Annotated in this window: 10 protein-coding genes; all 10 read left to right on the plus strand. The window is 70.8% G+C overall.

The window, feature by feature from the left end:
- The first annotated feature begins 315 nt into the window (after positions 1 to 315).
- The gene (locus RJ05_RS09340) at positions 316 to 1905 is read left to right on the plus strand and encodes a serine/threonine-protein kinase (protein ID WP_036535667.1); all 1590 of its coding nucleotides are present in this window, start codon (positions 316 to 318) and stop codon (positions 1903 to 1905) included.
- Positions 1906 to 1966: 61 nt separating this feature from the next.
- Complete coding sequence (locus tag RJ05_RS09345) at positions 1967 to 2569, plus strand: maleylpyruvate isomerase family mycothiol-dependent enzyme (RefSeq protein ID WP_036535726.1); 603 nt, start codon at positions 1967 to 1969, stop codon at positions 2567 to 2569.
- A gap of 259 nt (positions 2570 to 2828) precedes the next feature.
- The gene (gene hisD / locus RJ05_RS09350) at positions 2829 to 4166 is read left to right on the plus strand and encodes a histidinol dehydrogenase (protein ID WP_036535669.1); all 1338 of its coding nucleotides are present in this window, start codon (positions 2829 to 2831) and stop codon (positions 4164 to 4166) included.
- On the plus strand, positions 4163 to 5296 hold the full coding sequence (locus RJ05_RS09355) for a histidinol-phosphate transaminase (RefSeq protein ID WP_036535672.1): 1134 nt from the start codon (positions 4163 to 4165) through the stop codon (positions 5294 to 5296). Before hisD ends, RJ05_RS09355 begins: the two co-directional genes overlap by 4 nt.
- A gap of 14 nt (positions 5297 to 5310) precedes the next feature.
- On the plus strand, positions 5311 to 5943 hold the full coding sequence (gene hisB / locus RJ05_RS09360; RefSeq protein ID WP_085996188.1) for an imidazoleglycerol-phosphate dehydratase HisB: 633 nt from the start codon (positions 5311 to 5313) through the stop codon (positions 5941 to 5943).
- Positions 5940 to 6572, plus strand: coding sequence for an imidazole glycerol phosphate synthase subunit HisH (hisH, locus tag RJ05_RS09365; RefSeq protein WP_036535674.1), 633 nt, complete (start codon positions 5940 to 5942; stop codon positions 6570 to 6572). The genes hisB and hisH overlap by 4 nt, the downstream gene beginning before the upstream one ends.
- Before the next feature lie 298 nt (positions 6573 to 6870).
- Positions 6871 to 7398 (plus strand): hypothetical protein, encoded by a 528-nt coding sequence (locus RJ05_RS09370; protein WP_036535676.1) that lies wholly within the window; start codon positions 6871 to 6873, stop codon positions 7396 to 7398.
- Positions 7399 to 7517: 119 nt separating this feature from the next.
- Entirely contained in the window at positions 7518 to 8249 is a 732-nt protein-coding gene (gene priA / locus RJ05_RS09375) for a bifunctional 1-(5-phosphoribosyl)-5-((5-phosphoribosylamino)methylideneamino)imidazole-4-carboxamide isomerase/phosphoribosylanthranilate isomerase PriA (RefSeq protein ID WP_036535678.1), read from the plus strand.
- Positions 8250 to 8259: 10 nt separating this feature from the next.
- The gene (locus RJ05_RS09380) at positions 8260 to 9102 is read left to right on the plus strand and encodes an inositol monophosphatase family protein (RefSeq protein ID WP_036535681.1); all 843 of its coding nucleotides are present in this window, start codon (positions 8260 to 8262) and stop codon (positions 9100 to 9102) included.
- Between the two features lie 4 nt (positions 9103 to 9106).
- Entirely contained in the window at positions 9107 to 9880 is a 774-nt protein-coding gene (hisF, locus tag RJ05_RS09385) for an imidazole glycerol phosphate synthase subunit HisF (protein WP_036535683.1), read from the plus strand.
- Positions 9881 to 9965 lie beyond the last annotated feature (85 nt).

Below are 9965 nucleotides of genomic sequence, written 5' to 3' on the forward strand. Positions count from 1 at the left end.
AAGATGGCGACGACGCACGCCCAGTGGACGACCGCGAAGCCGGACACCGGCGGTCGTGGCGCCGCACGGAGGATCCACCGCGCGCTCGGCGAGTCGCACGGCGTGTCGGGCCGAGTTCCGACCCGTCCGACACGCTGTCCGCGCCGTGCTCGCAGGTGGCGGGGTAGCGGGGAGCACCGGCAGCGAGTGAGGGGTGTATCAGTGGCCGGTGCGGCCCGCACGCCCGCTACACTCGTCCCGAACGCGCGAGCGGTCAGTTACGCGATTTGTCACATTTCGAGAAGGTTCGGAGTAGGCGCCATCGATACCGGTCAGTTGATCGCGGAGCATTACCGCCTGGTCGAGCGGATTGGTAGCGGCGGCACAGGCGTAGTTTGGCGTGCCATCGACGAGCGCTTGCAGCGATCGGTCGCGGTCAAGCAGATCCACATCAAACCCAGTCTGCCCGAGGCGGAACGCGATGTGCTGCGCCAACGCGCCATCCGGGAAGCGCGCAACGCCGCCAGGTTCCAGCATCCGAACGCGATCGTCGTCTTCGACATCACCGAACACAACGGCGACCCGTGCCTGGTGATGGAATACCTGAAATCGCGCAGCCTCGCGCAGGTGCTCTCGGCGCAGGGCGCGGTGCCGTTGAACCAGGTCGCACGCATCGGTGAACAGGTCGCCTCGGCGCTGATCGCGGCGCATCAGGCCGGAATCGTGCACCGCGACGTCAAACCCGGCAATGTCCTGCTCGACGACCACGGCACCGTGAAGATCACCGACTTCGGCATCTCGCGCGCCGCGGGCGATGTGACCCTCACCGAGACCGGCCTGATCTGCGGTACCGCCGCCTATCTCGCGCCGGAAGTGGCCCGCGGCGCCGACCCGACGCCCGCCGCCGACGTTTTCGCCCTTGGCGCCACCCTCTTTCACGCCCTCGAAGGCGAACCGCCTTACGGCGCAAGCTCGAATCCGCTGGCCGTGCTGTACGCGGCGGCCAACGGACAGGTCAGCGAGCCGCGCAATGCCGGTCCCGCAACCGATTTCCTGCTCCAGCTGCTGAGCCCGCAGCCCGAGGACCGCCCGACCATGCGGATGGCGCGCGATCAGCTCGCCGCCTTCGCCGACGCCGGTGCGGACGCGGTGCCCGCCGGATTCGTCCCGGCCAGTGAGGCTTACGGGCGTCGCAACGGCGACGGCGCCACCGAAGTGGTGGCCACCCGCGCATTGCGTTCCCGCGCCGCGGCCGCCGGCCCGGCCACCGAACGTCAGCCCGCGCCGCGGCGCAGCTCGGTCGCGGTGGACACCGCCGCGCATCGCCCGGTGGAGCCCGCGCGCGATCATCCCGACACCGTGGCCCATCCCCGCACCACCACCCAGCCACGCCCGGCCTCGCCGGCCGCGGGCAAACGGCGCGCCGTGCTCATCGGCGCACTCGTCGGTGCGGTCGTGGCGGTGTCGGCGCTGCTGGTGAGCGCGTTCAACAGTGCCGACGACGACTCCTCGTCGCAGGCCTCGGCCTCGTCGGTGGCCACCGCACCCTCGGGTGATCCGAGCACCTCGGCCGCGGTGCCGCTGCTCGGGCAGACCCCGAGCGTCGGCGGCAAGGTCACCGATATCGGCGCCGCCGGGCAGCTGGTGGAGCGGTTCTACAGCGACCCGGAGAGCTCCTGGTCGCTGCTGACGCCCGCCGCCCAGAAGGTCTACACCGACCAGCAGGGTTTCCGGCAGTACTGGAGCGCCGACGGCCGCACCATCCAGAGCTTCGGCCGCATCTACGCCCCCAACGGCGTCAACGCCGACGGCTCGGTCGACATGCGCGTCACCGGCCTCACCTACGGCGGCCAGAGCAAGAACCCCGACCTGCGCATCATCGACGCCGGTGGTGGGCGGCTGCTCATCGACAGCGACACCCGGTAGGGATCGCTCGTCCGGTGCGGCACCCTTTCGCGGGGCGGTGCCGCGGGATACGCTCGGGCGCATGAGTATTCGGGGGATGGTCGCTGCCGAGCGGGCGCAGCTGATCGAGATGTTGCGGGACCTGTCCGAGGCCGAATGGGAGTCGCCGTCGCTGTGCACGGGGTGGCGGGTGCGGGATGTGGCCGGGCATCTCATGTACGACACCTACTCGCCGCTCACCTATGCGGTGCTGACGGTCAAGTGCCTCGGTTCGGTGGACAAGACCAACGAGGCGATCGTCACCGCGTCGGCGCGGCTGACCACCGGCGAGCTGGTGGACGCGCTCGAACACCGCGCCGGGCGGCTGTCGAGGTTCGCGCCCCAGCTGCTGCTGGCCGACCTCATGGTGCATCAGCAGGACATCCGCCGCCCGCTCGGCCGCGGCCGTGATATCCCGGAGGAGCGGCTCGTCACGGTGCTGAACCACCCCGACCTGTTCGCCCGGCCGGGCCGTCGCACCAAGGGCCTGCGTTTCGTCGCCACCGACGTGTCGTGGTCCTCGGGTGACGGGCCGGAAGTGCGCGGCCCTGGCGAGGCGCTGGCCTTGGCGATGGTCGGCCGCACGGCCGCGCTCGACGACCTCACCGGCGACGGCGTCGCGCAACTGCGCCGCCGCTGCGCCTGAGAACAGGCGCAGCCAGGATCTCGAGCTCGCTGGGTTCGGGCCCGCCGACCGGCCTGCGTGCTGATGTCGCGGATGCCCAGCGCTGGCCGGTGAGCCTACGACCGGTGGTGCGGACGTCGTGACGTGCCGATTCGGACGACGGCGTGGCGCCCGGCGCACACTGGGCAGCCCGCGAGGATAACCGGTGGCGTCCGCCCATTAGGCTGGTAGAGGCAACTTTCCCGTTGCGAACCCGCTGCAGACAAGGATTGACACCGATATGACATCCCGCATCGAGCTCGCCCGCGTCGATTTGCGCGGTCGTACTCCTTCCGCTGCCGAGCTGCGCACCGCGCTGCCGCGCGGGGGAGTCGACGTGGACTCGGTGCTGCATCAGGTGCGGCCGGTGGTCGAGGCGATCCGCGACCGTGGTGTGGCCGCGGCGCAGGAATTCAGCGAGAAGTTCGACGGGGTCGTCCCGCCCTCGGTGCGGGTCCCCGAGTCGGAGCTGAGCGCCGCGCTCGACCGGCTCGATCCGGCCGTGCGGGCCGCGCTCGAGGTCGCCATCGAACGTACGAGGACCGTGCACGCCGATCAGCGGCGCACCGACACCGTCACCGAGGTGGTGCCCGGCGGCACCGTCACCGAGCGGTGGGTTCCGGTCGAACGGGTCGGGCTGTATGTGCCGGGCGGTAATGCCGTGTACCCGTCCAGCGTCGTGATGAACGTGGTCCCGGCCCAAGCCGCCGGCGTGGAATCGCTGGTCGTCGCCTCGCCGCCGCAGGCGCAGTTCGGCGGCCTGCCACACCCGACGATCCTGGCCGCGGCCCGGCTGCTCGGCGTCGACGAGGTGTGGGCGGTCGGCGGCGCGCAGGCGGTGGCCCTGCTGACCTACGGCGGCACCGACACCGACGGCGCCCAGCTCGCGCCCGTCGACATGATCACCGGCCCCGGCAATTTCTTCGTCACCGCCGCCAAGCGGCTGTGCCGCGGCCTGGTGGGCATCGACGCCGAAGCCGGCCCCACCGAGATCGCCATCCTCGCCGACGCCACCGCCGACCCGGTGCATGTGGCCGCCGACCTGATCAGCCAGGCCGAACACGATGTGCTGGCCGCCAGCGTGCTGGTCACCGACAGCGTCGAGCTGGCCGACGCCGTCGATGCCGCGCTCACCACGCAGATGACGGTGGTCAAGCACGCGCACCGGGTCACCGAGGCGCTCACCGGCGCCCAGTCCGGCACGGTGCTGGTCGATGACATCGAGCAGGGCCTGCGCGTGGTCAACGCCTACGCCGCCGAACACCTCGAGATCCAGACCGCCGACGCCCCGGCCGTGGCCGCGCGGGTGCGCAGCGCGGGTGCGGTGTTCGTCGGTGCGTACGCCCCGGTCAGCCTGGGCGATTACTGCGCGGGCTCCAACCACGTGCTGCCCACCGCCGGCTGCGCGCGGCACTCCTCGGGCCTGAGCGTGCAGACGTTCCTGCGTGGCATCCACGTCGTGGAGTACACCGAAGCGGCGTTGAAGGACGTCGCCGGTCACGTGGTGGCGCTGGCGAACGCCGAGGATCTGCCCGCACACGGCCAGGCCGTGCAGGCGCGGTTCGAGGCCCTGTCGTGAGCGCCGTGCCCGGTGCGCGCATCGGACTCGCGGATCTGCCGCTGCGGGAGAACCTGCGTGGCAAAAGCCCCTACGGCGCGCCGCAGCTGACGGTGCCGGTGCAGCTCAACACCAACGAGAACCCGCACCCGCCCAGTCGCGCTCTCATCGACGACGTCGCCGAGGCCATTCGCGCCGCCGCCGCCGACCTGCACCGCTATCCGGACCGCGATGCCGTCGCCCTGCGCACCGACCTGGCCGCCTACCTGACCAGGCAGACCGGCGTTGCGGTCGACGCGAGCAATGTGTGGGCCGCCAACGGTTCCAACGAGATCCTGCAACAGCTGTTGCAGGCCTTCGGCGGGCCGGGCCGCAGCGCCCTCGGTTTCGTGCCGTCGTATTCGATGCACCCGATCATCTCCGAGGGCATCGACACCGAATGGATCGAGGCGCGGCGGTCGGCGGACTTCTCCCTCGACATCGACGCCGCCCTGGCCGCCATCGCCGAGCGTCGCCCCGATGTGGTGTTCGTGACCAGCCCGAACAACCCCACCGGACACAGTGTGCCGTCGGCCGAGCTGGCGCGGATCCTGGACGCGGCGCCGGGCATCGTCATCGTCGACGAGGCCTACGGCGAATTCTCCGCCCAGCCCAGCGCCATCGGCCTGATCGACGAATACCCCAGCAAGCTGGTGGTGAGTCGCACGATGAGCAAGGCCTTCGCCTTCGCCGGCGGGCGGCTGGGCTATCTGGTGGCCGCGCCCGCGGTGATCGATGCGCTGTTGCTGGTGCGGCTGCCCTACCACCTGTCGGTGGTCACCCAGGCCGCCGCCCGCGCCGCCCTGCGCCACGCCGACGAAACCCTCGGCAGCGTCGCGGAATTGGCGGCCCAGCGCGACCGGGTCGCGGCCGAACTGGCCGCCCTCGGCTTCGAGGTGGTGCCGAGCGACGCCAACTTCCTGCTGTTCGGGCGCTTCACCGACGCGGCCCGCGCCTGGCAGCACTACCTGGACGAGGGCGTGCTCATCCGCGACGTCGGCATCCCCGGCTTCCTGCGCACCACCATCGGCCTCGCCGCCGAGAACGACGAATTCCTGCGGGTCAGCGCGAAACTGGCCGGCACCGAACTGACCACCGGGTCCGCCCGATGAGTACGGAAGCGAGCATGAACCGAACCGCGCGGGTGGAGCGCACCACCAAGGAGTCGAGCATCGTCGTCGAGCTGAACCTCGACGGCACCGGCCGCACCGACATCTCCACCGGTGTCCCGTTCTACGACCACATGCTGACCGCCCTCGGCGCGCACGCCAGCTTCGACCTGACCGTGCGCGCGGACGGCGATATCGAGATCGAGGCCCACCACACCGTGGAGGACACCGCGATCGTGTTCGGCCAGGCACTCGGCCAGGCGCTCGGCGACAAGAAGGGCATCCGCCGCTTCGGCGACGCCTACATCCCGATGGACGAAACCCTCGCCCACGCCGCCGTCGACGTCTCCGGGCGGCCCTACTGCGTGCACGTCGGCGAGCCGGACCACCTGCTGCACGCGGTGATCCCGGGATCGCCGGTGCGCGGTCGCGGCGAGCCGGGTGCGCCGTATTCGACGGTGCTCAATCGGCACGTCTTCGAGTCGATCGCGCTCAACGCGCGCATCGCGCTGCATGTGCGGGTGCTGTACGGGCGCGACCAGCACCATGTGACCGAGGCCGAATTCAAGGCGGTGGCACGCGCTCTGCGCGCGGCCGTCGAACCCGATCCCCGGGTCAGCGGCGTTCCGTCGACGAAGGGGGCGCTGTGAGTACCTCGGTGGTTCTGCTGGACTACGGCTCCGGCAACCTGCATTCGGCCGAACGCGCGCTCGCACGGGCCGGCGCCCAGGTGGAGGTGACCGCCGACCCGAAAGCCGCCTTGGCCGCCGACGGTCTGGTGGTGCCCGGCGTCGGCGCCTTCGCGGCCTGCATGGCCGGGCTGCGCGCGGTGCGCGGGGAACGGATCATCGGCCAGCGCCTGGCCGGAGGACGGCCGGTGCTCGGCATCTGCGTCGGCATGCAGATCATGTTCGACCGCGGCGTGGAGTTCGATGTGGAAACCGAAGGCTGCGGTGAGTGGCCCGGTACCGTCGCGCGCCTCGACGCCCCAGTGCTCCCGCACATGGGCTGGAACACCGTCGACGCCCCCGCCGACAGCGTCCTGTTCGCCGGCATGGACGCCGACACCCGCTTCTACTTCGTGCACTCCTACGCCGCCCAGCAGTGGGACCTGCCCCCCGGCGAGCACATCGCCGCCCCGAAGCTCACCTGGGCCGAACACGGCACCAAGTTCCTGGCCGCGGTGGAGAACGGGGCGCTGTCGGCGACGCAGTTCCATCCGGAGAAGTCCGGGGACGCCGGGGCGCATCTGCTGCGCAACTGGGTGCAGTCGCTGTAGGTCAGCGCCGTACCGACCGCTCCTCGATGCGTTCGACGGTCTCGCGGTCCATGTGCTCCGCGGTCCTCGTGCGTCGGCTGAAAGAAGATAGGTAGCGGCGGGACCTCGGCGGCCGAGCGCGGGTCGATTTCTGGCGGCAGGTCACCGGCACATCCACGATCGTGCCGGGCTCGCGGGCGAGCGGTGAAGATTGCCGGGGCCGAGTGGGGGTAAACCCTGAGCCGGGGACCGTAATCCCAGGGCCGCACCCGGATTCGCCCGCCTGCCCGCGGATCTAGCGTGGTTTCAGGAGGTCGCCATGAGGTCCGTCACCGTAGCGCCGGCCGTGATCGGGGTGTACGCGGTCGTCGCGAGTTTCGCGTTCGCCACCACTGCGGTCGAGACAATGCTGTTGTACCCGAACATCTTTCGTGACGTGCCGCAGTCGCTGGCGCAGACCGAGGAGTTCATGAGCGTGGTCGCCGTCGGCGATGTGATGCGGCCGATGGGCGGGGTGCTGACGCTGACGGCGTTGATCGCGTGCGCCGTCGCGGTGCGCTACCGCCTCGCCCGGGGCTGGATGGTCGCGTCGCTGGTCTCGCTGATCAGCGGGCAGTTCCTGCTGTCGGTGCTCTACCAGTGGCCGCGTGCGTCGATCCTGTTCGACGATCGCGACCAGCACACCGTGGCCGAGATCGAGCAGGCGGCGACAGAATTCCTGGTCGGGCAGGGTTTCCGGATTCTCGCGGCAGGAGTCACCGCGGCATGTGCGGTCGTCGCGGCGCTGCTGTGCTACCGGGCGCGAGTGCTGGCGACGGCGGCCGACGACATCGTGGCAGCACTGTAATCGGTGCCGAGGCGGTGCCGTCCCGCTGCCGGTGCCCGTACCGGTTGCGGCGCCGCACGGGCGTCGTCACCGCAGGCCCGGGGCCGGGTTGCCGAAGGTGAGCTACTAGGCTGTACGGAGTGAGTCTTGTGCTGCTGCCCGCCGTCGATGTCGCCAATGGAGAGGCCGTGCGCCTGGTACAGGGGGAGGCCGGGAGCGAGACCAGCTACGGTTCGCCCCGTGAGGCCGCGCTCGCCTGGCAGGAAGCCGGCGCCGAATGGGTGCATCTGGTGGATCTGGACGCGGCGTTCGGGCGCGGAACCAATCGCGAACTGCTGGCCGAGGTGGTCGGCGAACTCGATGTGAAGGTGGAGCTGTCCGGCGGTATCCGCGACGACGAATCGCTGAAGGCCGCGATGGCCACCGGCTGCGCGCGGGTCAACCTCGGCACCGCCGCGCTGGAGGACCCGGTGTGGTGTGCCCGCGCGATCGCCGAATACGGCGAGCGGGTCGCGGTCGGCCTGGACGTGCGGATCATCGACGGCGAGTACCGGCTGCGCGGGCGCGGCTGGGTCAGCGACGGCGGCGACCTGTGGGAGGTGCTCGAGCGCCTGGAACGCGACGGCTGCTCGCGCTACGTCGTCACCGATGTCACCAAGGACGGCACGCTGACCGGCCCGAACCTCGATCTGCTGCGCGAGGTGTGCGCCGCCACCGACGCCCCGGTCATCGCCTCGGGCGGGGTGTCGACCATCGACGATCTGATCGCCATCGCCGAGCTGGTGCCGGACGGAGTGGAAGGCTCGATCGTCGGCAAGGCGCTCTACGCGGGCCGGTTCACGCTGCCCGAGGCACTCGCCGCGGTGCGCTGAACCCACCGATATGACCGTCCCGAACCCCGATCCCGCCACCCTGCTGCCCCTCGCCGCCGAGGTTCTCGACGCGGCCGCGGTGCGTTTCGTCGACGGCCTCGGCGCACCGAGCGCGGTCGACAAGGGCCACAACGATTTCGCCACCGAACTGGATCTGGAGCTGGAACGCACCATCTCCGCGCGGCTGCATCAGCTCACCGGAATCGAGGTGCACGGCGAGGAGTTCGGCGGCCCGCAGCTGACCAGCGGCACCGCCTGGGTGCTCGACCCCATCGACGGCACCTTCAATTACTCGTCCGGGCACCCGCTCTCGGGCATGCTGCTGGCGCTGGTGCGCGATGGGGAACCGGTGCTCGGCCTGACCTGGCTGCCGGTGCTCGGTCGCCGCTACGCCGCCGTCGCCGGTGGTCCGGTGCTGCTCGACGGTGTGCCGTTGCCGCCGTTGCCGACCGGAACCCTGGCCGAGGCGATGATCGGCTTCGGCGCGTTCAACCTCGATTCGCGCGGGCGCATACCCGGCCGCTTCCGGTTCGATCTGCTCGGTGCGCTGAGCAGGCTGTCGTCGCGGGTGCGGATGCACGGCTCGACCGGCATCGACCTCGCCTTCACCGCCTCGGGCGCGCTCGGCGGGGCCATCGTGTTCGGCCATCACCCGTGGGACAACGCGGCCGGGGTGGCGCTGGTGCGCGCGGCCGGGGGAGTGGTGACCGATCTGGCCGGTGAACCATGGCATATCGAATCGGGCTCGGTGCTGGCCGCCGCGCCGGGCGTGCACAGCGAACTGCTGGAGATGATCGGTTCGGTGTCGGCGGAAAAAGACATCGCCGCGGCCGGTCCCGGCCGGGAAGGATGAGGCCATGACGGTTGCTGTACGCGTGATCCCGTGCCTGGACGTCGACGCGGGCCGGGTGGTCAAGGGCGTGAAGTTCGAGAACCTGCGCGATGCCGGCGATCCGGTGCAACTGGCCGCCCTCTACGACGCCCAGGGCGCCGACGAGCTGACCTTCCTCGACGTCAGCGCGTCGTCCGCGGACCGCGGCACCATGATCGACGTGGTCACCCGCACCGCCGAGCAGATTTTCATCCCGCTCACCGTGGGCGGCGGTGTGCGCACCGTGGACGATGTGGACCGGCTGCTGCGCGCCGGCGCGGACAAGGTGTCGGTGAACACCGCGGCCATCGCCAGGCCCGAGGTGCTGCGGGAGATGTCGCAGCGGTTCGGTTCGCAGTGCATCGTGCTGTCGGTCGACGCCCGCACGGTGCCGGACGGTCAGCCCGACACGCCGTCGGGGTGGGAGGTCACCACGCACGGCGGTAAGCGCGGCACCGGCATCGACGCGGTCGAATGGGCGGTGCGCGGCGCCGAACTCGGCGTCGGCGAGATCCTGCTGAACTCGATGGACGCCGACGGCACCAAGGCGGGTTTCGACCTGCCGATGATCCGGGCCGTGCGCGCGGCGGTGTCGATTCCGGTGATCGCCAGCGGCGGTGCGGGCGCGGTCGAGCACTTCGTACCCGCGGTGGAAGCCGGTGCGGACGCGGTGCTGGCGGCGAGCGTGTTCCACTTCGGTGATCTGAGCATTCCCCAGGTCAAGGACGCGATGCGCAAGGCCGACATCGTCGTCCGGTAGGGCCGACGCGGTCCTGGCTTCACCCCAAGGGTGCGATCGCGCACACCCTGCGGGTGCGGCGACCGGTCCCTGAGGGTGCTGTTGC

The organism is Nocardia cyriacigeorgica NBRC 100375 (assembly GCF_000308555.1).
Lineage (GTDB): Bacteria > Actinomycetota > Actinomycetes > Mycobacteriales > Mycobacteriaceae > Nocardia > Nocardia cyriacigeorgica.